At 63.8% G+C, this 25167-nt stretch carries 24 protein-coding genes; 13 read left to right on the top strand and 11 right to left on the bottom strand.

All coding sequences use genetic code 11. The features are described from left to right. Window positions 1-10: 10 nt before the first annotated feature. From HMI60_RS11420 to HMI60_RS11395, 6 genes are read right to left on the bottom strand one after another with little or no spacing between them, the layout of a single operon-like run. Window positions 11-505, bottom strand: a complete 495-nt coding sequence (locus HMI60_RS11420) for a MaoC family dehydratase (RefSeq protein ID WP_018779012.1) — start codon at window positions 503-505, stop codon at window positions 11-13. Next, complete coding sequence (locus HMI60_RS11415; protein WP_193591167.1) at window positions 502-1254, bottom strand: CoA transferase subunit B; 753 nt, start codon at window positions 1252-1254, stop codon at window positions 502-504. The genes HMI60_RS11420 and HMI60_RS11415 overlap by 4 nt, the downstream gene beginning before the upstream one ends. After that, window positions 1254-2036 carry a CoA transferase subunit A gene (locus HMI60_RS11410; protein WP_018779010.1) on the bottom strand — a complete coding sequence of 261 codons (783 nt, stop codon included), beginning with the start codon at window positions 2034-2036 and terminating at the stop codon, window positions 1254-1256. The genes HMI60_RS11415 and HMI60_RS11410 overlap by 1 nt, the downstream gene beginning before the upstream one ends. Before the next feature lie 38 nt (window positions 2037-2074). After that, window positions 2075-3238 carry an acyl-CoA dehydrogenase family protein gene (locus HMI60_RS11405; protein WP_193589683.1) on the bottom strand — a complete coding sequence of 388 codons (1164 nt, stop codon included), beginning with the start codon at window positions 3236-3238 and terminating at the stop codon, window positions 2075-2077. Further along, entirely contained in the window at window positions 3235-5445 is a 2211-nt protein-coding gene (locus HMI60_RS11400) for a biotin carboxylase N-terminal domain-containing protein (RefSeq protein WP_193589682.1), read from the bottom strand. The genes HMI60_RS11405 and HMI60_RS11400 overlap by 4 nt, the downstream gene beginning before the upstream one ends. A 2-nt stretch (window positions 5446-5447) precedes the next feature. Continuing rightward, window positions 5448-7058, bottom strand: a complete 1611-nt coding sequence (locus HMI60_RS11395) for a carboxyl transferase domain-containing protein (protein WP_110505772.1) — start codon at window positions 7056-7058, stop codon at window positions 5448-5450. Window positions 7059-7198: 140 nt separating this feature from the next. Here HMI60_RS11395 and HMI60_RS11390 point away from each other — a divergent pair, with 140 nt between their 5' ends. The 3 genes from HMI60_RS11390 to HMI60_RS11380 all read left to right on the top strand — a co-directional run bounded on the left by HMI60_RS11390 (window position 7199) and on the right by HMI60_RS11380 (window position 10924). Further along, entirely contained in the window at window positions 7199-7831 is a 633-nt protein-coding gene (locus tag HMI60_RS11390) for a TetR/AcrR family transcriptional regulator (protein WP_110505771.1), read from the top strand. 78 nt (window positions 7832-7909) lie between these two features. Further along, window positions 7910-9712: an HNH endonuclease signature motif containing protein gene (locus HMI60_RS11385; protein WP_193589681.1), complete on the top strand. Its 1803-nt coding sequence runs from the start codon at window positions 7910-7912 to the stop codon at window positions 9710-9712. A gap of 339 nt (window positions 9713-10051) precedes the next feature. After that, complete coding sequence (locus HMI60_RS11380) at window positions 10052-10924, top strand: NAD(P)-dependent oxidoreductase (protein ID WP_018777504.1); 873 nt, start codon at window positions 10052-10054, stop codon at window positions 10922-10924. Between the two features lie 111 nt (window positions 10925-11035). Here HMI60_RS11380 and HMI60_RS11375 read toward each other — a convergent pair whose 3' ends face one another. From HMI60_RS11375 to pdhA, 3 genes are read right to left on the bottom strand one after another with little or no spacing between them, the layout of a single operon-like run. Then, the gene (locus HMI60_RS11375) at window positions 11036-12439 is read right to left on the bottom strand and encodes a dihydrolipoamide acetyltransferase family protein (protein ID WP_193589680.1); all 1404 of its coding nucleotides are present in this window, start codon (window positions 12437-12439) and stop codon (window positions 11036-11038) included. Then, on the bottom strand, window positions 12436-13446 hold the full coding sequence (locus tag HMI60_RS11370) for an alpha-ketoacid dehydrogenase subunit beta (RefSeq protein WP_079581014.1): 1011 nt from the start codon (window positions 13444-13446) through the stop codon (window positions 12436-12438). Before HMI60_RS11370 ends, HMI60_RS11375 begins: the two co-directional genes overlap by 4 nt. Next, window positions 13446-14615: a pyruvate dehydrogenase (acetyl-transferring) E1 component subunit alpha gene (gene pdhA, locus HMI60_RS11365; protein ID WP_193589679.1), complete on the bottom strand. Its 1170-nt coding sequence runs from the start codon at window positions 14613-14615 to the stop codon at window positions 13446-13448. Before pdhA ends, HMI60_RS11370 begins: the two co-directional genes overlap by 1 nt. Before the next feature lie 195 nt (window positions 14616-14810). Here pdhA and HMI60_RS11360 point away from each other — a divergent pair, with 195 nt between their 5' ends. The 5 genes from HMI60_RS11360 (at window position 14811) to HMI60_RS11340 (ending at window position 18408) form a co-directional block, all read left to right on the top strand. Further along, entirely contained in the window at window positions 14811-15281 is a 471-nt protein-coding gene (locus HMI60_RS11360; RefSeq protein WP_018777500.1) for an Lrp/AsnC family transcriptional regulator, read from the top strand. Window positions 15282-15427: 146 nt separating this feature from the next. After that, a complete protein-coding gene (locus HMI60_RS11355) occupies window positions 15428-16135 on the top strand; it encodes a hypothetical protein (RefSeq protein WP_227453518.1) in 708 nt (235 codons plus the stop codon). A gap of 129 nt (window positions 16136-16264) precedes the next feature. Continuing rightward, window positions 16265-16672: a DUF4383 domain-containing protein gene (locus tag HMI60_RS11350; RefSeq protein WP_018777498.1), complete on the top strand. Its 408-nt coding sequence runs from the start codon at window positions 16265-16267 to the stop codon at window positions 16670-16672. A gap of 34 nt (window positions 16673-16706) precedes the next feature. Next, window positions 16707-17312, top strand: coding sequence for a hypothetical protein (locus HMI60_RS11345; protein WP_039240485.1), 606 nt, complete (start codon window positions 16707-16709; stop codon window positions 17310-17312). A 76-nt stretch (window positions 17313-17388) separates the two neighbouring features. Continuing rightward, window positions 17389-18408, top strand: coding sequence for a PHP domain-containing protein (locus tag HMI60_RS11340; protein ID WP_193589678.1), 1020 nt, complete (start codon window positions 17389-17391; stop codon window positions 18406-18408). A 58-nt stretch (window positions 18409-18466) separates the two neighbouring features. Here the strand turns inward: HMI60_RS11340 and HMI60_RS11335 are convergent, their stop codons facing one another. Beyond that, window positions 18467-20086, bottom strand: a complete 1620-nt coding sequence (locus tag HMI60_RS11335; protein ID WP_018777495.1) for a cation acetate symporter — start codon at window positions 20084-20086, stop codon at window positions 18467-18469. Then, entirely contained in the window at window positions 20083-20463 is a 381-nt protein-coding gene (locus HMI60_RS11330) for a DUF485 domain-containing protein (RefSeq protein ID WP_055975136.1), read from the bottom strand. Before HMI60_RS11330 ends, HMI60_RS11335 begins: the two co-directional genes overlap by 4 nt. Window positions 20464-20664: 201 nt before the next feature. Here HMI60_RS11330 and HMI60_RS11325 point away from each other — a divergent pair, with 201 nt between their 5' ends. The 5 genes from HMI60_RS11325 to HMI60_RS11305 are packed head-to-tail and all read left to right on the top strand — an operon-like array spanning window position 20665 to window position 25164. Next, a complete protein-coding gene (locus HMI60_RS11325) occupies window positions 20665-21855 on the top strand; it encodes a sensor histidine kinase (RefSeq protein WP_193589677.1) in 1191 nt (396 codons plus the stop codon). Window positions 21856-21876: 21 nt separating this feature from the next. Then, on the top strand, window positions 21877-22596 hold the full coding sequence (locus HMI60_RS11320) for a LytTR family DNA-binding domain-containing protein (RefSeq protein ID WP_193589676.1): 720 nt from the start codon (window positions 21877-21879) through the stop codon (window positions 22594-22596). Next, a complete protein-coding gene (locus HMI60_RS11315; protein WP_193589675.1) occupies window positions 22593-22955 on the top strand; it encodes a hypothetical protein in 363 nt (120 codons plus the stop codon). Before HMI60_RS11320 ends, HMI60_RS11315 begins: the two co-directional genes overlap by 4 nt. Then, window positions 22952-24418 carry a cation acetate symporter gene (locus HMI60_RS11310; RefSeq protein WP_018777490.1) on the top strand — a complete coding sequence of 489 codons (1467 nt, stop codon included), beginning with the start codon at window positions 22952-22954 and terminating at the stop codon, window positions 24416-24418. The genes HMI60_RS11315 and HMI60_RS11310 overlap by 4 nt, the downstream gene beginning before the upstream one ends. A gap of 41 nt (window positions 24419-24459) precedes the next feature. Next, on the top strand, window positions 24460-25164 hold the full coding sequence (locus tag HMI60_RS11305; RefSeq protein WP_193589674.1) for a hypothetical protein: 705 nt from the start codon (window positions 24460-24462) through the stop codon (window positions 25162-25164). Window positions 25165-25167: the final 3 nt, after the last annotated feature.

The following is a 25167-nucleotide window of genomic DNA, read 5'->3' as shown; positions in this document are numbered from 1 at the left end:
GCTGCGCGTACTAATGGTCGGCGAGGTTCGCGGCGTGCGCTTCCTTGGTCCACATCAGGCAGGTGCGGGTGGCCAGGGCTACCACGGTACCGTCCTGGTTGCGGCCCGTGTGCTGCATGGTCACCACGCCTTGTCCGGGCCGGGACGAAGACAGACGCTTTCCCGTGATCACCGTTTCCGTGTACAGCGTATCCCCGTGATACAGCGGGTGCGGGAACGTGACATCCGTCAGCCCCAACTGGGCAATGATGGTCCCCTGCGTCAGCTGTGTCACCGACTGCCCCACCATGGTGGACAGCGTGAACATGGAATTCATGAGGCGCTGACCGAACGGCTGTCCGGAACTCCACGCAGCATCCAGATGGAGCGCCTGGGTGTTCATGGTCAAAGTGGTGAAGAGAACGTTGTCCGTCTCCGTGACGGTGCGGCCGGGCTTGTGGGCGTAGATCACGCCTTCTTCGAGTTCGTCGAAGTAGAGTCCGCGTTGTTCCACGACCCGCGTCATACAGTGAGCTCCTGGTCCTCTTCGAACAGCTCGGCGCCTGTGGCCGCCAGGACGTCGTCTAGGGTGACGTTCGGGGCGAGCTCGCGCAACACCAACCGCGGATCACCTTCGTCCTTGACGACGTCGATCACCGCCAGGTCCGTGATGATCCTGTCCACACAGCCCTTGCCGGTGAGGGGAAGCGTGCAGCTCGGGACAATCTTTGGCTGGCCGTTGCGGTCGACGTGCTCCATCATGACGATGACCTTCTTGGCACCGAACACCAGGTCCATGGCGCCGCCCATGCCTTTGACCATCTTGCCGGGGATCATCCAGTTGGCAAGATCGCCGTTGGCAGCGACCTCCATCGCTCCCAGGACCGCCACGTCCACGTGTCCGCCGCGGATCATGCCGAACGAGGACGCCGAGTCGAAGAACGCAGCACCCGGGTTGGTTGTCACGGTCTCCTTGCCGGCATTGATGAGGTCGGGATCGACCCTGTCCTCGGTAGGGTACGGGCCAACTCCGAGGATGCCGTTCTCGGAGTGGAGGATGACCTCCACTCCGTCCGGGATGTAGTTGGGGATCAGGGTGGGCATCCCGATTCCCAGGTTCACGTACTGTCCGTTGACCAGTTCCTTGGCCACGCGGGCGGCCAGTTCGTTGCGGGTCCAGCCTTTTGCTTCGTGGTGTTCGACGTCGGCCCGCCGGTACTCGTGCCGTACTGCTTCGGGACGTGGCGGTAAGTCCTGATAAGTGTTGTCGGCCATCATGAAGCTCCTGTCTGTCCGTTTGTTGCGGAGATCAACGCGACGGTGCGCTTTTCGATCCGTTTCTCCGCAGCTCCTGCTACGACGACCCGCTGAACGAAGATACCCGGCGTGTGAATGTGCTCCGGATCCAACTCCCCCGGTTCCACGAGTTCCTCGACCTCGGCAATCGTCACCCGGGCCGCCATGGCACAGAGAGGGTTGAAGTTCATGGCCGTCGCATGGAAAACAAGGTTGCCGTGGCGGTCCCCCTTCCAGGCATGGACCAGCCCGAAGTCCGGGGTCAAAGACTCTTCCAGGACGTAGTCGCCATCCTTGAAAGCCCGCACCTCCTTCGGCGCCGAAGCAATCGCAACGTTGCCTTCGGCGTCGTACTTTTGCGGGAGGCCGCCTTCGGACACCTGGGTTCCCACGCCGGCCTTGGTATAAAAGGCCGGGATGCCTGCGCCGCCGGCGCGTAGCTTCTCCGCCAAGGTGCCCTGCGGGGTGAGGACAACTTCAAGCTCCCCCGCCAGATACTGCCGGGCAAACTCCTTGTTCTCGCCCACGTACGAACTGATGGTGCGGCGGATGCGGCCGTCCTTGAGGAGGATTCCCAGGCCCCAATCGTCCACGCCGCAGTTGTTGCTGACAGTTTCCAGGTCCGTGGTTCCCTGCTGATGAAGGGCTTCAATCAGGGAAACGGGGATACCGCATAAGCCAAAGCCCCCTACCGCGAGCGAGGCTCCGTCCGGGATGTCCTTCACCGCTTCGGCGGCGCTGGCAACAACCTTGTCAATCATCCTTGATCCTTCCCTGCCACTGCCGACCCAACGTACGGTTACAGACCCAGCTCGCGGGCGATGAGCATCAACTGGACTTCGGTGGTGCCTTCGCCGACCTCAAGGATCTTGGAGTCGCGGTAATGGCGTGCCACCGTGAATTCGTTGATGAAGCCATAGCCGCCGAACACCTGGGTGGCGTCCCGCGCGTTGTCCATGGCTGCCTCGCCTGCGACCATCTTAGCTATGGCTGCTTCGGTCTTGAACGGCTTGCCCGCCAGCATCCTCGCGGCTGCGTCGTAGTAGGCAAGGCGGGCTGTGTGGGCCCTGGCCTGCATGCGGGCGATCTTGAACTGGATGGCCTGGTACTTGCCGATGTTCTGTCCGAACGCGCTGCGCTCCTTGGCGTACTTCACGGACAGGTCCACGCAACCTTGGGCCGCACCCGTGGCCAGGGCAGCGATGGCGATCCGGCCCTCGTCCAGGATGGAGAGGAAGTTGGCATAACCGCGGCCGCGATCGCCCAACAGATTGGCTTCGGGAACCCGGACGTTGTCCAGGGTCAGCGGGTGGGTGTCCGACGCGTTCCACCCCACCTTGTTATAGGGCTTTTCTGCGGTAAACCCCGGCGTGTCCGTCGGCACCAGAATGGTGGAGATCTCCTTCTTGGTGCTGCCGTCGGCGTTCTCTTTCCGGCCTGTCACTGCTGTGACGGTGACCAGGGTAGTGATGTCCGTGCCGGAGTTGGTAATGAACTCCTTGTTGCCGTTGATGACCCACTCGCCGTTTTCCAGGTGGGCGTTGGTCTTGGTGCCGCCGGCGTCGGATCCGGCTTCACGCTCGGTCAACCCGAAACCGGCCAAGGACCGGCCGGATGCCAGCTGCGGCAGCCACTCCTGCTTCTGTTCTTCGGTGCCGAAGCGGTAAACCGGCATGGCCCCCAGCGATACTCCGGCTTCCAAGGTGATGGCCACGGACTGGTCTACGCGCCCCAACTGTTCCAACGCCAAGGCGAGCGCGAAGTAGTCTCCGCCCATCCCGCCGAATTCCTCGGGGAACGGCAGGCCGAACAGGCCCATCTCCCCCATCTGCTTGACCACTTCGTAAGGGAAACTGTGCTCTTCGTCGTGCTTGGCGGAGACAGGGGCTACTACCTCGTCGGCGAACTCCCTGACGGAATCGCTGAGGTCCTGGTATTCCTCTGTCAGTTCAAACGTGCTCATGGCTGGACTTCCTTGTCTGGGTTCTGGCTCTTGTCTGGGTTCCGGCCGTTGTTGGTGTCGCGGCCCGCGTTGGCCGTGTCTTCTGCGGCGGCCGCTGCATGGATGGTGGCGAGCACCTGGTCGGCTTTGACCAGATCGCCGGGTTTGCTGGTGAGGTGGACGGTTCCGGCGACGGACGCCACAAGTTGGTGCTCCATCTTCATGGCTTCAACAGCCAGGAGGACCTGTCCTTCCTCGACCACGTCACCGTTGGCCACGGACACGGAAACCACCGTCCCCGGCATGGGCGAGCGCACTTCCGGATCGGCTGCTCCTTCGACGCGCTGGATCCCCGCGAGCATCCGTTGCAGGCGCCCGGCCCGGTCAAGGACCTCAAGCCGGCAGGACCAGCCATCGTTGCCCACGAAGATCTCCCGTGCTGCGTCCGCCGTGGCCACCGCATAGGTGACCTGACCGCCGTCGAACTCCAGGGTTATCCCGGTCCCGCTGCGGTCGGCCACCCGCACGCCCACCGGTTCGCCGTCGTCGACCCTTGCCGTCACGGTGCCGGCTTTTTCAGTGACGGCGACCGTAGCCATGGCGGCGCCTGGGACGCCAAAGGTCGCGGTCCAGGCACCGGGAGCCCCGACCCTCCAAGCGTCGGCGCTCTTCCACGCATCTCCTGCGAGCGCCGGGGCCGGGCGTTCAAGCCACAGCGTGAGGGCGGCCGCGATCAGTTCCTTGGGGCCTGCGTGCCGGAACTCCATGGACGGCAGCTTGCGTTCAATCAACCCGGTGTCGAGGTGCCCGGCACGGACATCGGCGTCGTTGATCAGGAGTCGAAGGTACTCGACGTTCGTGTCCACGCCCAGCAAGGTGTAACGGCCCAGCGCAGCATCCAGCGTGTCCAGTGCGGCGGCCCTGTCCGCTCCCCACGCGATAACTTTGGCGAGCATGGGATCGTAGTCACCCGTGATCTGCAGCCCGTCCCGCATGGCGGAGTCGATCCGCACATTGGCATGGGCCTGCTGCTGACCGGACACGGCGGCGTCCGCCGCGCCATGCTCAGCGAGTGCCACGATGCGCCCCATCGACGGCATGAAGTTCCGCTCGGGCACCTCCGCGTACACCCGCGCCTCCACGGCATGGCCTTGCAGTACGACGTCGGACTGCGCCACGGTGAGCACCTCACCGGCGGCGATCCTCACCTGCCATTCAACGAGGTCGATTCCCGTGACCAGCTCAGTGACGGGATGCTCCACCTGCAGCCGGGTGTTCATCTCCATGAAGAAGAACTCATCCGGATGTTCGTCGGACACCAGGAACTCGACGGTTCCGGCGCCGCTGTAATTGACCGAACGCGCTGCGTTGCAGGCCGCCTCGCCGATCCGCGCCCTGTGGGCAGCGCCGTCCGCCAGTGATTCGAAAAGCGCGGAGGGAGCTTCTTCGATGACCTTTTGGTGCCGTCGTTGCAGGGAACATTCGCGCTCGCCGAGGTGGATGACGTTTCCGTGGTTGTCGGCCAGGACCTGCACTTCGATGTGCCGGGGAGCCCGGATGAGCCGTTCCAGGAAGAGAGTGTCGTCACCGAAAGCGGACGCTGCGACGCGCCTCGCCGTCAGAAGCGTGGAGGCCAGGTCCTCGGCCCGTTCCACCACGTGCATACCCTTGCCACCGCCGCCTGCCGATGGCTTGATCAGGAGCGGGAAGCCGACTTCGGTGGCTGCTTCAATGAGATCCTGGTCAGTGAGTCCGGGCTTGGCGATGCCGGGAACGCAGGGAACGTCGTAGGCCATTACGTGGTTCTTGGACCGGATCTTGTCTCCCATCACTTCGATGGCACCGATACCGGGTCCGATGAACGTGATGCCGGCAGCGTCCAACGCTTTGGCGAACGCAACGTTCTCGGACAGGAAGCCGTAGCCCGGATGAACGGCCTCCGCTCCGCTGCGGCGGCACGCGTCGATGATGGCGTCGATCTTCAAGTAGCTGTCCGCAGGTGACGTTCCGCCAATGGCGACGGCCGTATCCGCCAGGCTGACGTGTTTGGCGTCCTTGTCCACTTCCGAATAGACGGCGACTGAGCGGATGCCCATGTCCCTTAGGGTTCGGATGACACGGCAGGCGATCTCACCTCGGTTGGCAACGAGGACGGCAGAAAAGGTCTGCGCTGAGACTGTGGGTTCTGTGGCTGTTGTTGGTTCTGTAGCTGTTGTTGGCAGGGTCATGGTCACATCCTGAAGAGGCCGAAAGAGGTCTCCGGCAGTGGCGGGCGGGAAACGACGTCGAGGGCCATGCCCAGAACCCGCCGCGTGTCAGCGGGGTCGATAATGCCGTCATCCCACAGCCGGGCGGTGGAGTAGTAGGGGCTGCCCTGGTCCTCGTACTGCTGCTTGATGGGGGCCTTGAAGGCTTCCTCGTCCTCGACGGACCATTCCTGGCCGGCGGCCTCGTATTGGTCCCTTTTGACTGTTGCCAGGACGCTGGAGGCCTGGTTTCCGCCCATGACGGAGATGCGGGCAGCGGGCCACATCCAGAGGAAACGCGGCGAATAAGCCCGGCCGCACATGGAGTAGTTTCCCGCGCCGAAGGAGCCGCCGATCACCACGGTCAGTTTCGGCACCCGGGCCGTCGCCACTGCCGTGACCATCTTGGCGCCGTTCTTGGCGATGCCGCCCTGTTCGTAGTCCTTTCCCACCATGAACCCGGAGAGATTCTGGAGGAAGACCAAGGGAATGCCCCGCTGATCGCACAGCTCAATGAAGTGGGCACCCTTCAACGACGACTCGCTGAAAAGGACTCCGTTGTTGGCCACGATCCCCACGGGGTGGCCATGCAGGTGCGCGAAACCGGTCACCAGGGTGGTGCCATAGTTCTTTTTGAACTCATGGAATTCGGAACCGTCCACGAGGCGTGCGATGACTTCCCGGACGTCATATTGGGCGTTGACGTCTGTGGGAACCACACCGTAGATCTCCGAGGGGTCGACGACGGGCGGCAGGACGACGTCGAGCACGTCCCAGGCCGGCTGCGCCGGCTTCGGCAACGTCGCTATGATGTCCCGGACGATTTCCAGCGCATGCTGGTCGTTCTCGGCCAGGTGATCGGTGACCCCGGAGATCCTTGAGTGGACGTCGCCACCGCCCAGTTCCTCCGCGGTGACGATCTCGCCGATGGCTGCTTTGACCAGCGGAGGCCCGCCCAAAAAGATGGTGCCTTGGTTGCGGACGATGACTGTTTCGTCGCTCATTGCCGGGACGTAGGCACCGCCGGCAGTGCAGGAGCCCATCACGGAGGCGATCTGTGGGATCTTGGCCGCAGACATCCTGGCCTGGTTGTAGAAGATCCGGCCAAAGTGTTCCTTGTCCGGAAAGACCTCGTCCTGCTTGGGCAGGAACGCTCCCCCGGAATCCACCAAGTAGATGCACGGAAGCTTGTTCTCCAGGGCAATCTCTTGGGCCCTGAGGTGCTTCTTCACGGTCATCGGGTAGTACGTACCGCCCTTGACCGTCGCATCATTGGAGATCACCAGGACGTGCCGGCCATGGACCAAGCCGATGCCGGCGATCACCCCGGCGCCGGGTGAATCGTCGTTGTACATGCCATTGGCGGCGAGAGGCGCGATCTCAAGGAACGGGCTGCCCTCATCCAACAGGAAATCAATGCGCTCCCTCGGCAGGAGCTTTCCCCGGGCAACGTGCCGCTCCCGGGATTTGGCCGGTCCACCCAGTGCTGCCGCGGCGAGGCGCTCCTTCAGTTCCTCCACCAAGGCACGCTGCGCCTCCTGGTTGGCCTCGAAGGTGCCGGCGGCAGCTCCCGTCAGGCTGGCAATTGTCTCCATCGACCCCTGTTCCATTCCCGGCCCACGGCCATTTCGGTTAGTGCCATGTAACTGAAATTTAGGTTAGTCTTTATTAACTGACATGTCCAGCACAGCGGGGCTCCTGCCGCCTGCGTTGGGACGGGCACGAGGAGGACACCATGACAGCAAGCCCGGAAGCACACGCCGAAGGCTCCCGTGCCGCCACAACCCAGCGGAGCCAAGCCAAAGAGCTCCGCCGGTTGGCACTGCTGTCAGCCGCAGCCGGACTCTTCGCGGACAACGGATTCAGCCGCGTATCCCTGGAAGACCTGGGAGCCGCGGCCGGTGTAAGCGGACCGGCGGTGTACCGGCACTTTCCGGGAAAACAGGCGGTTCTGGGTGAACTGCTCCTCAGTGTCAGCCGCGACCTCCTGGAGGGCGGCCGTCGCGTTGTTGCGGAAGCCGGCAGCCCAGGGGACGCCCTGAAAGCCCTGGTGAAATTCCAGGTGGACTTCGCCCTGAGCAATCCGGATGTCATCCGGGTACAGGACCGTGATTTCGCCAGCCTCACTGAGGCAGACCAGGCCGAGGTCCGCTCCCTGCAACGCAGTTATGTAGAGACCTGGGTGGATGTTCTGGCCCGGATTCATGCCGACGCGGACATCGCAGGCCTGCGCGTCCGGGCACACGCAGCCTTCGGGTTGATCAACTCCACCCCGCATTCGGTCCGGCATCACGGCCGCAGGATCGCAGTGAAATCAGCCAGGCCCATACTGGAGCAGATGGCCTTGGCGGCGCTGACATCTGCCTGAGTGTGCAGTTTCCGGAACGCGGAGCAGCCGACAGGGTGAAGCACTAATAATGTCAGACCCTGGTGAAAAGCTTTATGCATGGGAGCTTTGGGGCAACTGACAGCAGCGCGGGTGGCGTCGTCACCTGCTGTCGCTGCCCTGACCGCGAGCTGCTCACGGCAATCCCCAGGCAATCTCCAGTGGATCAAGGGTTCGACGGCGGTAGCCACCGCTATCGGCCACTTCCACGGCGTTGGACTACTCAGCCGCGAGGGCACCACCTCCAGGGGTTCCGACGGCGGGAAACCTGCTCCGCCTGCGGGGCCGGATCTCGCGGCACTTCTTGAGGACGGACAGGCTCTTCTGGACACCGCACGGTTGTCGTTTGCCGAGCAGGCACCCTTGTTCAATCTAGTCCGGGCTGCTGACCTTGCCGGCAGGATCGAGGACCTCTCGCGGTCGATCGAGTACCTCCAGGTCGTTGCGGCGCAGGCTGTGGAGCGGACCCGGACGGAGGCGCAGCGTGCGGCGCCGGCACCGCAGCCCGGACAGTCCCCGGCGTCCGGCGCCCAGGAATGGCGGACGGGGTGGACCGGGCCAGCCGGTGAGCCAGAAGGTGGCGTCGGCGGTGGATCCGGTGGTGGTACGGGTGAAGCAGCCTCCGGAAGCGCCGTCAAAGCGGATGGTGCTGGTGGTGGTGGCAGTGTTTTGGATGATGGGTACCGGAACGCGGCGGAGTTCCTGAGGGCCCGGTTGAGGATCGGGATCGGCGAAGCACGGCGCAGGCTCGCCCTCGCGAACGAGGTCCTGCCCGGGGCCGGAATAACCGGCCAGGAAATCCCGGCCCGTCGTCAAAGACTCGCCGAGGGCCTCCACACCGGACAGGTCCCGTCCCGGTCCGCGACGATCATCAGCACCGCCCTGGACAAAGCCCAACACTTCACCGACCCGGACACCCTCACCGGCATGGAACACGCCCTCACCACCACCGCCACACAATCCGACCCCGACTTCGTCACCACAATGGCCAACCGCTGGATCGACCACATCGACCACAACGGCCCCGAACCCACCGAAGAAGCCCTCCGCCACGTCCAAGGCGCGTTCCTCCGACGCCGACGCCGCCACGGACTCCACCACCTGGAAATCTTCGCCACCACCGAACAATACGAAACCCTCACCACCGCCATGAACGCCGCCACCAACCCACGACTCACCAACACCACAAACTCCCAAACCGGCACCACCGGCCCTCAGCTGGACCGGCGCTCCCGCGCCCAGAAACTCCTCGACGGCCTCATCGGAGCCTGCGCCGTGGCCATGACCACCGGGAAACTGCCCAGCAACGGCGGACTCCGACCCCAACTCACCGTCACCATCGACCACCACGACCTCTTCCAACAACTCACCCACACCACCACGAGCGCCACAGAAGAAACCAACACCACGAGTCAGCCGCGCCTCCGGAACACTGTCAGTACCGGCACCGCGACCTTCACCGGCCCGATCCACCCCAACACCATCCGCAAAATCGCCTGCGACGCCGACATCCTGCCCGTCCTGCTCGGCACCGACTCCCAAATACTCGACATCGGCCGCACCACCCGGATCTTCCCACCCCACATCCGCAAAGCCATCACCGCCCGCGGCGGCGGCTGCGCGTTCCCCGACTGCACCCTCCCCGCACCCTGGTGCGAAGCCCACCACATCACCTACTGGTCACAAGGCGGCACCACAGGAACAAACAACGCCACCCTGCCCTGCTCCCACCACCACCTCATCCACAAAGAACACTGGCGCATCACCATCCAAAACGGCGTCCCCTGGTTCATCCCCCCACCCCACATCGACCCCCACCAAACACCACGACGCAACCACCACCACACACCACCCAAAACATGACACCGGGCGGGAAAAACGTGACCCCAGGGCGGGAAAACCAATACGCATCCCAATGCCCGCGCGCCTAAGGCAGGCCCAAGACGCAGCTAAACAGGAACCCGAACGGGCGCCGGACATGCCCCCCGGACATGCACTGCTCCCAACGCGCTGGCCACGACAGCTGCCGTCGTTCGCACGCCTGCACTGCCACGCGCGTGGGTCGCTCCGGTATTCCTAGGACTCACAGAGCCTGCCTTAGGGGCTGCGCACGGCACGCGTGCGGCCTAGGCTGGAAAACCGAACCCCGCTGGAAAGCACACTGCAGCAGGGCAAGGTCCAGTCACTATCAAGGAGCACACCATGAGGATTGCCGTCACCGGCGGAAGCGGGAAACTGGGCAGGAGCGTGGTGCGTCGCCTCACGCAGGATGGCCACCAGGTTCTCAATATGGACCGGGCCGGCACACGCGGACGAGGCTACGTCAGTGTGGACCTTCGGAACTACGGACAGGTCCTGGACGTCATCCTGGGCCTGGATGACCAACATGACGGCCTCGATGCAATAGTTCACCTGGCCGCCATTCCGGCGCCGGGCCTCGCGCCCGACGCTGCGATCTTCGAAAACAACATGGTCTCCACCTACAACGTTTTCCAGGCAGCACGGCGTGCCGGCATTAAAAAGGTGGTCTATGCCTCCAGCGAGACCGTCCTTGGCCTCCCCTTCGACATCGACCCTCCCTACATTCCGGTCGATGAGGAGTACCCCGCCCGGCCGGAAAGCACGTACTCACTGGTGAAGCACCTCGAGGAGCAGATGGCCATCCAGCTCACGCGGTGGGATCCCGACCTGAGCATCACGGCGCTTCGTTTCTCCAATGTCATGGACCCCGAGGACTACGATGCCTTCCCGTCCTTCGACGCCGACGCCACACTGCGCAAATGGAACCTTTGGGGCTACATCGATGCCCGGGACGGGGCCCTGGCCGTCGTGCGTGCGCTGGAACACGGGGAACCGGGATTCGAGACGTTCATCATCGCCGCGGCCGATACCGTGATGAGCCGCAGCAGCGCTGAGTTGGCAGCGGAAGTCTTCCCCGGCGTCGAGGTTCTCAAGGAGCTGGGCGAGCACGAAACCATGCTGTCGATCGACAAGGCGCGCAAACTGTTGGGCTTCGAACCTGAGCACAGCTGGCGCAACGTCCACTCCAACCGCACCACTCCCACCGAGGACTAACGCTCAGCACGGACGCGGCACCATTGTGCCCCGACGCGCGACGGCCCATCCCCTGGCTGCAGTTTCCTGCATGCACTCGTAAGGGGATGGGCCGCCGCAGCTTGGGACGCGTCAGATCATGGTCATGACCATGGCGGGGTCGGACAGGATGGCGCCCAGGTCAGCCAGGAACCGCGAGCCTTGTTCCCCGTCCACCAGACGGTGGTCGAAGGACAGGCTAAGGGACATGACCTGGCGCACTGCCAGTTCATCGTTCACCACCCATGGCGCCTTCCTGACAGCACCAAGGGCCACAATCCCGGCCTCGCCCGGATTGAGGATCGGCGTGCCCGCGTCGATCCCGAACACGCCGATGTTCGTGATCGAGATCGTGCCACCGGAGAGATCGGACGGAGACGTCTTGCCTGCCCGCGCCGTGTCGGTGAGCTGGGTCAACGCAGTGGAGAGCTCGCGCAGCGACAGTTGGTCAGCGTCCTTGATGTTCGGGACGGTCAGGCCCCGCGGCGTCGCGGCCGCGATACCCAGGTTCACATAGTTGAACTGGACAATCTCCTGGTTTGCCTCATCCCAGCGGGAGTTCAGCGAGGGATTGTTCCGCAGGGCCACCAGGACCGCCTTGGCTGCGATGGTCAGCGGCGTCAGTTTGAAGCCTTCGAAGGTCCTGTTGCCCTTGAGCCTGGCCAGCAATTCCATGGTCGCGGTGACATCCACTGTCAGGAATTCCGTGACATGCGGTGCCGTAAAGGCGCTCTGCACCATGGCAGCGGCGGTGAACTTCCGGACTCCCTTGATGGGCGTGCGGGTTTCCCGCTCGCCCTGCCCTGCAGCAACCGGCGCCACGGCAAGCTCATCCGCTGTGCCGGAAAAGTTCTGGACATCCTCGCGGGTAATAAGTCCGCCCGGGCCGGTTCCTGGCACCAGTTCCAGGTCGATCCCGAGGTCGCGGGCCAACTTGCGCACCGGAGGCGTGGACCTCGGACGCTCCCCCGAGACCTCCGCCTGCGGCTCGGCGACCGGTTCCGGGATCGCCGGAACTTCCGCCTGCACCGTAGCCTGCTCTGCTGCGGGCGCCTGAACGCGGGCACGTCGCGTTGGACGTCCGGAGTGTTCGACGACGGCACCGTAACCCACCAGGTTCGGCTCACGTTTCGCGGGGGTCCCCACCGCTTCAACACCGCTGGCGGCAGGCGCACCATGCGCAGAGGCCCCGACGGCGGACCCGGCACCAGCGGTCGGCGAGCCAGCCCCGTTGGAGGACCCGGCGTCGTCGACTTCGAAAGAGACGATCGGCTTCCCGACCTCCACGACCGTTCCGGGCTGCTCGTGGAGCGCGGCCACCGTGCCTGCAAACGGTGACGGCAACTCCACCACGGCTTTGGCGGTTTCGACCTCGGCGATGACCTGGTTCAACGTGACAGTGTCGCCCACTGCCACCTTCCAACTCAGGATTTCCGATTCCGTCAGCCCCTCACCCAAATCCGGGAGCCTGAATTCCTTGATCATGGTGGCGGTCATCCTTCCAGTCCACTCAGGGAGTTGGGGCGGCCGAGGGCGCGATCCACGCCGTCGAGGATCCTGTCCAGATCCGGCAAGTGGTGCATTTCAAGCTTGGAGTAGGGATACGGCACGTCAAAGCCGGTAATCCGGACTGGCGCGGACTCCAGGTAGTTGAAGCAGCGTTCCGTAATGCTCGCCGCGATCTCCGCGCCAACGCCACCGGATTGTCCTGCTTCGTGGGTGATCACGAGTCGTCCCGTCTTGCGGACGGAGGCTTCCACTACCGGGTAATCCACTGGGGCCAATGACCGGAGATCGATCACTTCAACCGATATGCCGTCGTCAGCGGCAGCCAAGGCGGCATCCTTCGCTGTTTTGACCAGCGGACCGTACGCAATCAGGGTGACGTCGGAGCCGGCGTTGACGACAGCAGCCTTATCCAGGGGCAATGCCGTGGCGAGGTCGAGCGACTCATCCACATCACCCTTGTCGTGGTAGCGCCTCTTGGGCTCAAAGTAGAGGACGGGGTCGTCCGATGCGATGGCCTGCTGGATCATCGTGTAGGCATCCTGGGGGTTGGAAACGGCCACGACGCGCAAACCCGAAGTGTGGGTGAAGTAGGCTTCCGGCGATTCGGAGTGGTGTTCCGGCGATCCGATCCCGCCGCCAAAGGGCACCCGGATAGTGATGGGCATCTTGACGCGCCCCTGGGTGCGGTAATGCATCTTGGCTACCTGGCTGACGATCTGGTCGAACGCAGGGTAGATGAAACCGTCGAACTGGATCTCGCACACAGGGCGGTAACCGCGGTAGGCCAACCCCACTGCGGTGCCAATGATCCCGGACTCGGCCAGGGGAGAATCAATAACGCGGTGCTTTCCAAAGTCTTTCTGCAGCCCGTCGGTGACACGGAAAACGCCACCAAGGGAGCCAATGTCCTCACCCATGAGGACCACTTTGGGATCATTTTCGAGCGATTTCCGGAGGCCGGCGTTGATTGCCCGGGCAAAAGTGAGCTTGGACATCAGAGTGCACCTTCCTCGACGGGCTGGTTGAAACTGTTCAGGTAGCGGGAGTAGTGGTCCTTCTGGCGCTCGATCCAGGAATTCGGAGTGCTGTAGACGTGGTTGAACACGTCCAATGGCTGCGGGTCGGGCATGCCAATGCAGCTCGAACGGAGATCGGCTGCAACGGCATCGGCCTTGGATTTGACGCGGGCTTCCACATCCTCCGTGAGCAGGCCCTTGGCCTCCAGGAGCTTCCGGAGCCTAAGAATCGGGTCCTTGGCAGCCCAATCCTCCAGCTCAATCGGATCACGGTAGCGGGTGGGGTCATCAGCGGTAGTGTGCGGACCCATTCGGTAGGTGACGGCTTCAATGAAGGTTGGTCCCCCACCCTTGCGCGCCCGGTCAAGCGCCACACGAGTGGCCGCCATGACAGCCAGGACATCGTTGCCGTCCACGCGCATGCTGGGAATACCAAAGCCAGTGGGCCTGTCGGCCAACTGAACGTGCGACTGGATGCGCACGGGCTCCGAAATTGCCCAGTGGTTGTTCTGGCAGAAGAACACCACAGGAGCTTGGTAGCTGGCTGCGAACACCATGGCCTCGTTGACATCGCCTTCGCTCGTGGCGCCGTCGCCGAAGTACGCGAGGACTGCCATGTTGGCTCCGTCCAGCTGCACACCCATGGCGTAGCCCGTAGCGTGCAGGCTCTGGGAACCAATGATGATCTGGGGAGTCGCCAGGTTGATGCGCTGCGGGTCCCAACCGTACGAAGCGTTACCACGCCACACTCGCGCGATCTCGGAAAGATGGGCACCCCGGACGTAGGCCACTCCGCTTTCCCGATAGCTCGGGAAGACGAAGTCGTCGTCGCGCAGAGAACGGCTTGAACCGATCTGTGCCGCTTCCTGGCCAAGGAGCGGCGGCCACAAGGCCAGTTCACCCTGGCGTTGGAGTGCCGTGGCTTCTGCGTCGATACGGCGGATGACGGTCATGTCCTCGTAGAGCGAGCACAATTGTTCGTCGCCGACATCCTTAACCCATAGATCAAACTCGGGATGGCTGATGCGCTCGCCGTCCGGAGACACCAACTGGAGCAAATCGCCGCCAGTCCGCAAGGAGATATGTGCACTTTGTTCCGGGCCCGGAGCATCATGTCGCACTCCCTTGCCCGCCTGATCCGTCAACACAGGTGATCGCAACCTTCCGGCTCGTTTTCGTCGGCGCTCGCAGGACTTGTGATCCTGCCGCACGCCGGCCCTCCGGCACCTTCGCCGGAGTTAATTGTGACCCTACTCACAGAACGCATCGGGTACAACTACCCGGGATGAAGTTGAGCATTATGCACTATTCGGAGTATCGGGGGCGTGCTAATCTTGCGCATTATGCAACCCTTGGATGGCACCGACACCCGCCTTCTTTCCGCCATGGCGAAGGATCCCCGTGGCACTGTGGTTGCCCTTGCGCAGAAGCTCGGCCTCTCCCGCAACACGGTGCAGGCCCGCATGGCGCAGCTCGAAAAGAAACACGCCTTTCTGTCGTTCGAACGACGGATCAACCCTGTGGCCCTCGGCTACCCCCTGACGGCCTTCATCACCGTCCACGTGCAGCAGCAGAAGCTCGCTTCCCTGGCGCGGGACCTGGCCGACATCCCGGAAATCCTCGAAGGCTTTGGCCTCACCGGCTCCGCTGACCTGTTGTTGCGTGTCGTTGCGCTGGATGCGGAAGACCTCTACCGCATCAATGGAAAGATCCTCGGTTGCGACGGAGTGGACAGGACGGACACCGCGCTGGCCATGCGTGAGATGATCCCGTACCGCGTGCAGCCGCTCCTGGGACGTCGTTCCGGGGCTTGAACCGCCACTTCACCTGCGGTGTTCCGTCGCGCCTCTTGCCCGCGGAAGCGGAAATGCGCTTTGATTCAAGAGGACGCACCGGGGGCCGCCCAGAGGTTCCCGGCCAGGTGGTGGCGCTGCCGAAGGCTGCCGAAAGGGGCACTACCGTGAGCAACCCGCAAGAACCCAGCCAGAACCAGCCCGGGTACAACCCGCCACCGGTTCCCCCGGGGCCCGGCTACCCGCCGCAGACCGGAGCGTCGCCGCAGTGGCAACAGCCGCCGTCGTCCGATCCCCAAAGCGGGAACCCGCAATACGCGGCTCCCGGCCAACAGAACCCCTATCCCCAGGGACAAACCCCACCAGGGCAGTATCAACCAGGCCAATATCAGCCGGGCCAATACCCGCCCGGGCAGTACCAACCAGGCCAGTACGGCCAGCAACCTCCCAAGAAGAACCGAAAAGTTCTGTGGATCGTCCTCGGCATCGTGGCGGGCGTCATCGTGCTGGCGGTAGTCGGCGTCCTTATCCTGGTCAACGTGGTGGGCAATGCCACCTCCAAGGCCCGGTCGCTGGCGGACGAATTCACCAACCTTGTGGTCTCCGGCCAGACCGAACAGGCCTACGACAACTACCTCAGCCAGCCCCTCAAGGACGAACTGGACAAGCAGTCCTTCGTGGACGGCATCGCCAGCCTGGAACTGGACAGCTCGTGCAAGCCGAACTACAACTCCGTAAGCGTTGACTCAAACAACGGGAACAACAAGGCCAACCTCGCAGGCAAACTGCAATGTGACGGCAAGACGATCGACCTCCAGTACGTTTTCGAGGGCACCAACGACCTCAAAATGAGCAGCATCCGCCTCCGCCCCTAGCCGGCAAGAAATAAATCCGCCCATCCACCCATCCACGCAAACGCATGATCCGAATCACTGCTTGAGAGTCCCGACCGGGACTCAGCAGGTCGGCCGGGAATCCCGGCCATCACCGGAAGGCTCGGACCAATGCGTACTTCGCCCAATCGCTTGATCGCCACCATCTTCGGAGCCGTCTACCTCTTGGTAGGCGTGCTCGGATTCTTCGTCACCTCGGGAATCGGCTTCTTCGCCACCGAGGGCGCCAATTTGATCATCTTCGCCGTGAACCCGCTTCACAACATCATCCACTTGGCCATTGGCGCAGCCCTCCTCATCGCCGGCATGAACAGCGTCACGCTGTCCAAGTCCATCAACACCGCAGTCGGCGGCGTCTACCTGCTGGTCGGCATCGTGGGCCTCTTCCTGGTGGGCAGCTCACTGAACATCATCGCCCTGAACGGCGCGGACAACGTCCTGCACCTCGCCAGCGCCGTGGTACTGCTGGGCGTTGCATTGTCCCAGGACAAGGCCACCGTAGCTTCCGCCCGCGCCTGATCATCGACTCCAAAGGACGAGGACGGTAACAGCCATGCACCGCGTGAACCACCCCACCCTGAGGGCAGCTGTAGTGCTGTACGTATACTTCGCTGCGATGGCAGCCGGGATGGTTGAACTGTCCCTGGCCGCCGGGTACCTCGCTGGAACTGGATCCGCCGCCCTGGGCATGGTTGTTGCCGGCGGTGCAGCCCTCGCGGCGGGCCTGGCCTTCATGGCCTGGTCGCTGTGGGGCCTGCACCGCAATTCCCTCGTCCTGGCCCGTTTCGCGCTCCCGGCCCTCGCCACGGCAGCGGTCGCGCACGTAGCGGCCATGGCTGCAGGGATCACCTCCCAGCGCTCCCTCGACGTCAGCCACTTTGCCGCCTTCGGCCTGACCCTCATGGCACTTGCCGGGGCAGGCTGGCTCAGGCGGCAGCACAAGACCAACGACGGCGGCGCCCACGGCCAGCCAAGGACCGGGCGGCTTCTGGCAGCCGCGTTCGGAGCCGCCGTCGTTGTTGCCTCAGTAGCAACACCCGGACTGGCCGCGTCGATGGCCGGCCAGTACGCCGTTCCGCACGGGGAACACGGCCAGGCACCCGTCGGAGAAAACGGCCAGGGCACCAATCCCGCCCTGGATCCGGGCCACCACCACTAGGTGGCGGTCACGGACCGGCGCACCATCAAACCGTGCCCACTGTTGATGGTGCGCCTGGTTCGTGGATCATGGAGCCATGGATCCCATTGAGGCGCTCGACGAAATTTCTTTCTGGCTGGAACGCAGCCAAGCACCAACCTTCAAGGTCCAGGCTTTCCGGAAGGCGGCCGACGCCGCACGGAAACTCTCAACAGATGAACTGGCCCGACTCGTCGCCAGCGGCAGGATTACCAGCCTCAAAGGCGTAGGCAGCCGCAGCGCCGAAGTCATCACCCAGGCACTGGAGGACCGCGTCCCCGACTACCTGGCCGACCTCCGCGGGAAGGGCACCGAAGCCCTTGCCTCCGGCGGAGACACACTCAGGGCCGCGTTGCGCGGCGACCTGCACAGTCACAGCAATTGGTCCGACGGCGGCTCGCCCATCGAAGCCATGGTGGCTGCGGCCCGCACGCTCGGACGCGAATACCTGGCCCTGACCGACCACTCCCCCAACCTCACCATCGCCAACGGCCTCAGCGTCGAACGGCTCGAAAAACAGCTGGACGTGGTGGAAGGGATCAATTCTTCCCAGGACGACTTCCGCTTGCTCAAGGGCATCGAGGTGGACATCCTGGAGGACGGCACACTGGACCAGACCACTGCAATGCTGGACAAGCTCGACGTCGTGGTTGCCAGTGTCCACTCCAAGCTCCGAGCCGACAAGAAGACCATGACCGAACGGATGCTTGGCGGTATCAGCGACCCCCACACCAACGTTTTGGGTCATTGCACCGGTCGGCTGGTCCAGGGATCACGCGGGACCCGGCCCCAATCGGAATTCGACGCCCCCAAGGTTTTCAAGGAATGCGCCGAGTGGGGCGTCGCCGTCGAAATCAACTCGCGGCCCGAGCGCCAGGACCCACCGGATGACCTCGTCAAGATGGCCCTCGACGCCGGGTGCTTGTTCAGCATCGACAGCGATGCCCATGCTCCCGGCCAGCTCGACTTCCTGCAGTATGGTGCCGAGCGCGCGGAAGCCCTGGGGGTGCCGATGGAACGCATCGTGACCACCTGGCCGCTGGCCCAATTGAAAGAGTGGCTCAGCCTGAAGAAATGACGCACGCAAAAGGCTCCCCCGGAAAACGCTGTTTCCGGGGGAGCCTTTTGTTCCGGTCTTAGTGGTTCACCGCCTTTTCGGCGCCGATGCCGGTCAGCGAACGTACTTCCATTTCAGCTTGCTTGGCCGGGTCCTCGCGCCGCTTGTCCAGGACAGTTCCGAGCCAGCCCAGGAAGAAGGCCAACGGGATGGACACGATGCCCGGGTTGCTCAGCGGGAAAATGGCGAAGTTGGCGCCGGGGATCATGGACGTCTTGGCGCCGGAGACCACGGGCGAGAAAGTGATCAGCAGGATGGCTGCGGCGAGGCCGCCATACATGCTCCAGACTGCGCCCTGGGTGGTGAACTTCTTCCAGAAGAGGGAGTACACGATGGTGGGCAGGTTTGCTGATGCCGCAACAGCGAAGGCGAGCGCCACCAGGAAGGCCACGTTCTGGCCGTTGGCGAAGATGCCTCCCAGGATGGCGAGGACGCCGATCACCACCACTGTACGCCGGGCGACCTTGACTTCCGTGGTGGCGTCCGCCTTGCCCTTGGAGATGACGTTTGCGTAGATGTCGTGGGCGAAGGATGCTGCCGCAGTAATGGTCAGTCCGGCCACCACCGCAAGGATGGTTGCGAAGGCTACGGCCGAGATGAATCCAAGCAGCAGCGGGCCACCCAGGTGGAACGCCAGGAGCGGGGCGGCCGAGTTCACGCCGCCGGGTGCGGACTTGATGGTTTCTGCACCCACCAGGGCTGCTGCGCCGTAGCCCAGCACCAAAGTAAACAAGTAGAACAGGCCGATCAGCCAGATGGCCCACACCACTGATTTGCGGGCTTCCTTGGCCGTCGGGACGGTGTAGAAGCGCATCAGGACGTGCGGCAGGGCGGCTGTTCCAAGGACCAATGCCAGGCCAAGGGACATGAAGTCGAGCTTGGACGTCTCGGTCTTGCCATACTGCAGGCCCGGGTTGAGGATGTTCGGGTTGTTGGCCGCTTCCGCTGCCGATCCCAGCAGGTTGGAGAGGTTGAAACCGTAGATCGCGAGGACCATGGCCGTCATGACGGCGGCACCGGCGATGAGCAGGATGGCTTTGATGATCTGCACCCAGGTGGTGCCCTTCATGCCGCCGATAAGCACGTACATGATCATCAAGGCCCCGACGACGATAATCACCAGGGCTTGTCCGCCCCAGTCACTGATACCCAGCAGGAGCGAGATCAGGCTGCCCGCACCGGCCATCTGGGCGAGGAGGTAGAAGAAGCAGACGGCGAGGGTGGACAGTGCCGCCGCGATGCGCACGGGGCGTTGCCTCAACCGGAAGGACAGGACATCGGCCATGGTGAACTTGCCGGTATTCCGGAGCAGTTCGGCCACCAGCAGCAGGGCCACCAGCCAGGCGACGAGGAAGCCGATGGAGTAGAGGAAACCGTCATAGCCGTTGATGGCGATGGCGCCCGTGATGCCAAGGAACGAGGCCGCAGAAAGGTAGTCCCCGGCGATGGCGGTACCGTTCTGGGAGCCGGTGAAGGAACGTCCGGCTGCGTAGTAGTCGGCAGCTGTCTTGTTGTTGCGGCTTGCCCTGAAGACAATCACCATGGTGACGGCGACGAAAAGGGCGAAAATGCCCATGTTCAGGAGCGTGGTGTCTTTTAGGGCAGCGACCTCTACTGCCGGGACCATGGTGGCGTTCATTTGGCTCCTCCGTGGATGACGTTGCCGTCCTTATCGAATTGGTGCCCCTCGATCTCATTGCGGATTTCGGCCGCGATGGGGTCCAGCTTCCTGTTGGAGTAGCTCACGTACCAGGCCGTGATGCCGAAAGTGGTGACGAACTGGAGCAGGCCAAGAATCAGGCCGACGTTGATGTTGCCCCAGACTTTGGTGGACATGAAGGCGACGGCATAGTCGGCCAAAAGAACGTACGCGAAATACCACAGCAGGAAGATCACTGCCATGGGAAAGACAAAGCTGCGGTGCCGCTTGCGCAGCGTCTTGAACCGTTCCGTCTGCTGGACTTCCTGGAAGTCCACGGACGCCGTTGCGTCCTGGGGTTGGGCCTCATTACCCATGGTTCCTCCTGGTTGTGATGAGTCCACGTCAGCGCGCGCGGCTGATGTGACTGCAATCACTATCGAATGCGCTCCGGCTTCCCATCCATAGATACGCCGGTCGGCGTCGCCCAGCGGCTGTACCGCTGCGCCAAACGGTGGGTTGCAGCAGGCCACAGGCGATAACGGGGTTCGGGGAACACATCGGACTACGCTGGCCTTATGCCCGATTCCCCGCTCTTCACCGCAGCCGCCATCGCCGTGATCGTGCTGGCGGTCGCCGTCGTCGTGGGCGTTGGCCTGAAGGTGATCCGCTCCTTCCGGGACCTCGGCACGGACGCCGAACGCGCCACGTACAACACGCTGCACGCAGCATCGCGGGCCGGCCAGCATCTGCGCGCGGGCCTCCAGCCTGCGGGAGCTGCCAAAGCCAGCAGGCAGCTGCGCGTCCTGCTGGGCTGCGACGCCTTCGCCATGACAGACACCGCCTCTGTACTTGCGTGGGACGGGGCGGCGGAGGAACTCCGGCCAGCACTGATGGGGCTCGCAGCCGAAGTTCTTGCGACCGGGCGGACTGCCGTGGTTCCCCACGCAGGCCATTCCACGGACAAAGCCGGGCCTGATTTCAGTGCTGTCATCGCCCCGATCAGGGCAGGATCCAGGGTTGTCGGTTCGGTTGCGGCGTTGGCTCCCGCCGCCGGAGCAGGTCTGGTGCGGGCGACCAGTGAGGTTGCTGACTGGATTGCGGCACAACTGGAGCTGGCGGAGCTGGAGGCCTCAAGGACCCTGCTGATGGAAGCGGAAGTGCGGGCCCTGCGCGCGCAGATCAGCCCGCACTTCATCTACAACTCGTTGAACGCCATTGCGTCCTTTATCAACACGGACCCGGCCAGGGCCAGGGAACTCGTCGTGGAATTCGCCGACTTCACCAGGTACTCCTTCCGCAGGCACGGCGACTTCACCACGGTGGCGGAGGAGCTGCGGTGCATCGACCGTTACCTCCTGCTGGAGCGGGCACGCTTCGGTGAGCGCGTCCAAGTCAGCCTGCGTATTGCACCCGAAGTGCTGAGCACCGTCATTCCGTTCCTCAGCCTCCAACCGTTGGTGGAAAACGCGGTCAGGCACGGTTTGGAAGCGAAGGAAGGTCCGGGGCACATCACCATCTGCGCCAATGATTCAGGGGCGTTCGCCGAAGTCACCATCGAAGACGACGGCGTGGGCATGGATCCGGAGCACCTGCGGTCAGTCCTCGCCGGACATACGGATAGCGACCATGTGGGGCTCCGCAATGTCGATGCCCGGCTGCGTCAGGTCTACGGAGATGAGCACGGCCTGGTGATCGATACGGCCCCCGGCGAAGGCACCCTGATCACGCTGCGGGTCCCGAAGTCGCAACCCGGCCACGACGCCTGAGGCGGCGGTTAGTCTTTAATCATGATCAACGTGCTCGTCGCCGATGACGAACTGCCCGCGGTGGAAGAACTTGCCTTCCTCCTCGGACGGGATGCGCGGATTGGCGCCATCCATCGCGCGTCCTCCGGGACCGAGGCGCTCCGCAAGCTGGAAACTGAATCCGTCGATGCCGTCTTCCTGGACATCCATATGCCCGCCCTGTCAGGCCTGGACATTGCCCGCGCCATTTCCCGCAGCAGCAGCCCGCCCGCCGTCGTCTTCGTCACCGCCGACGAAGACTGCGCACTGGAGGCCTTCGACCTCGCCGCCGTCGACTATCTGCTCAAGCCGCTCCGGGCGGAACGGCTGGCCCGTTCGGTGGACCGGATCAGTGAACTCATCAAGGACGGTACTCCTGCCCCGGAAATGATTACCGTTGACCTCGGCAGCACCACCCGGATGATCCGCCGGGACGATGTCACGTACGTGCAAGCACAAGGCGACTACGCAAGGCTGCACACCGCCGAGGCCAGCTACCTCATCCGGGTTCCCCTCACCGACCTCGAGCAGAAATGGGCGGACGCCGGGTTCATCAGGATTCACCGCTCCTACCTGATCGCGCTGCAGCACGTGCAACACCTCAAGCTTTCCACTACCGGACCGAGCGTCGCTGTCTCGGGTGCTGAGCTGCCCATCAGCAGGCGGCACCTGCCCTCGGTCAGGGACAAGCTGCAGTCCACCCGCATCCGGCCACAGGCATGACGCGCGTCCGCGTTACCGCTCCACGCCAGTCGGCCGCGCCGGCCACCGGCCGGGTGCCGCACCCACATGAGGCCGCAGAAGACTCGGACGCCGGCCGGATCTTTGTCCGTTCCCTCATCCGCTCCCAGCTTCGCCTGGCGTTGGTGGTGGCGTGCGGATTCCTGATCATCCTCGCTGTACTTGCAACGATCCTGGTCTACGGTCCCGGCGTAGCGGAGACGCGCGTTGTGGGAATCCGCTTGGACTGGCTGGCGCTTGGGGTGGGCATCTATCCGGTAATCGGCCTGAGCGCCTGGCTTTACAACCGGGCAGCAGCACGCAACGAGGCCCGCTACCGGGACCTGGTGGAGGACAAGTGAACCCAGCCGTTGGCTTGTTCGCGTTCCTCGCCGTTTCCCTCGCCACGGCGGTCATCGGCTTTTACGGGTTGCGCGTCTCCCGGACCACCAGCGACTTCTACGTGGCCTCACGCACCGTCCCTCCGTGGTGGAACGCCTCCGCGATTGGCGGCGAGTATCTTTCGGCCGCGAGTTTCCTGGGGGTAGCGGGGCTGATCCTGCTCTCCGGCACCGACGCTCTCTGGTTCCCCGTTGGCTACACGGCCGGTTACCTGATGCTCCTGCTCTTCGTGGCAGCACCGCTGCGCCGCTCCGGCGCGTACACCATCCCCGATTTCACCGAGGCCCGCCTGGACTCCCCCTTGGTCCGCCGCGTCACGAGCCTGGTGGTGGTGGCCGTGGGCTGGCTCTACATCGTTCCGCAACTGCACGGCGCCGCGCTCACCATCCGGATAACCACCGGCCTGCCGTCGTGGGTAGGCTCGACGGCGGTGGTGGCGGTTGTGTGCCTCACGGTGGTGGCAGGTGGCATGAGGTCCATTACGTTTGTCCAGGCTTTCCAGTACTGGCTGAAACTGACTGCCCTTGCCGTGCCTGTGGTCTTCATCCTGTTGGTGCTGGTTGGCAACGGAACTCCACCGCAGGCGCCCTTGCCGGTCAATCCCACCGGCCAGGCCGCTGCGGGTGCCTACCAACACATCTCGCTGCTGGTGGCCTTGCTGTTCGGAACCCTTGGCCTGCCGCATGTGCTGGTGCGGTTTTACACCAACCCTGACGGCCAATCTGCGCGCCGGACCACGCTGATCGTCCTGGGCCTACTCTCCGTGTTCTACCTCTTCCCCACTCTCTCCGGCGCCTTGGGACGGATGTTCGCCCCCGAGCTCGCACACTCCGGACAAGCGGACGCCCTGATCCTCCTCCTCCCGGGCAAGCTGATCGGCGGGGTGCCAGGTGACCTGTTGTCAGCGCTCGTGGTGGCAGGCGCCTTCGCTGCCTTCCTGTCCACGACATCCGGCCTGGTGGTGTCGCTGTCCGGTGTCATCAGCCAGGACCTGTTCGGGGGAAGTGTGAGGGGGTTCCGCCTCGCGGCGGTGATGGCCGCCGTCGTGCCTTTGGGTTTTGCTTTCATGACGGACACCCTGGCCCTGGCCGGCAGCGTCGGCCTGGTCTTCGCGTTCACCGCTTCCACCATCTGTCCTGTCCTGCTGCTGGGCATTTGGTGGCGCGGCCTGACGGACTTTGGTGCGATCGCAGGGATGGTCACAGGCGCAGTGCTGTGTGGGGGTGCCATGGTGGCGGGCACCCTGACTGGGACAGGGAACGCTCCCGCTTGGCTGGCCCAGCCCGCGGCGTGGAGTGTGCCTTCAGCCTTCGCCGTCACGGTAATCGTGTCCATCGTGACGCGGAACCGCGTTCCCGCCTCAGTCAACCGGGTGATGTCACGGCTGCATGTACCTGAGCGGCCGGTAGCTACCGAACGCTGAAAGCTGTTGTCCGCGCAACTGCCCGGGAGGACAATGTCGCCATGTCCGAGGAACCACAAACTGCCGGCCACGGGCAACCAGCGGCCGGTCCCGCGGAGTTGACGCCCAGCGTCCGCGCGCAACTGCTGGCCACCGAGCATTGGAGCCTGCTGGCGTCACGTAGCACCACACAAGGGGAAGTCCTCACCCGGATCAGCATGTTCCTGACGTTCACCTCGGCTAGCCTGCTCAGCGTGGCACTGGTGGGCCAGGCAACCCAATTCTCCGGCGCCTTCCGGGACTTTGCCCTGACCGTTCTGGGCATTGACCTGGTGGTGGGCCTGTTGACGCATCTCCGCGTCATGAGCGTCGGCATGGAGGACCTCATGTACGTCATTGCCATGAACCGGCTCCGTGCCGCCTACGTGGACCTGGACCCGGGAATGGCTCCGTACCTGATGGCCGGGTACCACGACGACGAAGAAGGCTCGAAGCACACGTACTACTTCCTGGGCGGCAGGAAGGACTTCAGCCAGGTGGCAGGCAGCAGCATGGTTTTCATGGGCTTCGCCAACTCTGCCCTGATCGCCCTGCTGCTCGGATCAGCCCTGTTGGCAGCCGGCCTGCCTGTTGTGCTTGCCGTGGCCATCGCAGTTGTTGTGGCCTTGGCGTTCTTCGCCACATCCTTGGTACGGGGCAGGCGCCACTACATGGACGTATGGAAGAACAATCCGCCGCTCTCCCCCACGCCTCACCAGCCCGGGTAGGCG

The organism is Paenarthrobacter sp. YJN-D (assembly GCF_015040335.1).
In the GTDB taxonomy this organism is placed as follows: domain Bacteria; phylum Actinomycetota; class Actinomycetes; order Actinomycetales; family Micrococcaceae; genus Arthrobacter; species Arthrobacter nicotinovorans.
Note: the sequence above shows the minus strand (reverse complement) of the source record. Positions and strands in the feature narration are given on the sequence as shown.